2 protein-coding genes are annotated in these 1,328 nt (G+C 55.9%); both read right to left on the reverse strand.

The features are described 5' to 3' along the window. Positions 1–162 precede the first annotated feature (162 nt). Positions 163–570 carry a hypothetical protein gene (locus AC06FD_RS20405; RefSeq protein ID WP_394162752.1) on the reverse strand — a complete coding sequence of 136 codons (408 nt, stop codon included), beginning with the start codon at positions 568–570 and terminating at the stop codon, positions 163–165. Then, positions 567–1,328, reverse strand: a 762-nt coding sequence (locus AC06FD_RS20410; RefSeq protein WP_478078728.1) for an RHS repeat-associated core domain-containing protein, incomplete at its 5' end; no start/stop codon positions are given. The genes AC06FD_RS20410 and AC06FD_RS20405, both read right to left, overlap by 4 nt.

A 1,328-nucleotide genomic window follows, 5' to 3' on the forward strand; every position in this document is an offset into this window, starting at 1 on the left:
CATTGCCCTGCTTCGTCATACACCGTGACCTGTGCGTCAGCCGAGGCAGGCGCGCGCAACACACGCTCACCGCGATGGTTCTAGGGGTAGCTCTCGACGACAGCGCCTGCCTGCTTCACCGCGCTCGCAGCTTGAATCACCGATATCGCCCAAAATCCCTACTCATGGCGCTTCAAAATACTCAACCTCCAGCTCGATATTCATATCTACGAGAGATGACATTAGTTCGACATCTAGGCATAGGCCGGACATCACCTCAAAAAAAACTCCGACGTACAGCGCAACGCGCCCCCCTTCTTGGACAACCCTGAAAAAGTAGTCACGATGAGGGTGCAGCAGGGAGAGCACGCCTCCGATACCATCAACAAGGTAGCCGGGTGTCTTTTCCACAAGATTAAACGACGCCGCAGTCTGCTTGTACACACCACTCAGCGGATCACCCGTCGGAGTTTTCCTCGAAGTACCAGCGGTATGCCCGATATTTGCCGACATCCGCAGAGACGTTTCCATATCCTCGTAACAGCCTGCCGGATGGAAAACCCTTAGTGTTATCGTATAAAAGTCATTCATCGCGCCCCCTTATTTTTCGGAAGATATGTTCCAAAGTGCCCCTGATCCTCGGCAAAGCCATCCTCTCCGTGCGTCCAAACATGTCCATCCCCGTCTATTCCCGTCCAATCCTCTGGCCCGGAGAACGCCCCTTCTTTGATCTTATGGAGGTCTTCGCCGCTCCAACCATACTTTCCTTTGACACTGTCTATAGGCAACGTCCCTACCGGGCACCCATCGGGTTTGCTACCGCGATCGCTTTTTCGCTTGCTAAGTTGTAGCAGTGCACGCGGATCCCCCTTAGCCGCGAGGCTGGTCGTCATCCAGATCGCGGCTTCCAGTGCTGGCAACAAGAGCCTATCCGGATAGATGTAAGGTCCAGGTGCACCAGCCCCTTCGTAGTTTGGATTTTCGGGGTCCCACCTTTGATATCCATCGGGCGTGGTGCTGGTTGCTAGCGCGCGCGATAACGCATGCCGAGTAGCAGATGACTGCAATCCTAGAGAATCCACGCCAATGGTCGGACTCCCCTGCACATGCGCGAAGGTGCTAATACCTCCCGCCAGTCCAATCGGATCACTCTGCGAGTATCGTCCAACCACCGGGTCGTAGTCCCGTTGGTAGTTATAGAACATCCCACTAGCGTCCGTCGCCTGCTGGCCCGGGAAGCGCAGCGCCAACTCGAAGCCAACACCGTCGCCATCCGCATCCGCGTTCGGCACCTGGTTACCAAACACTTCGCTCTTGCTGCTCCACTCCCAGATCGCCACGTCACGGAC

The organism is Stenotrophomonas sp. Steno-Z1 (assembly GCF_056393175.1).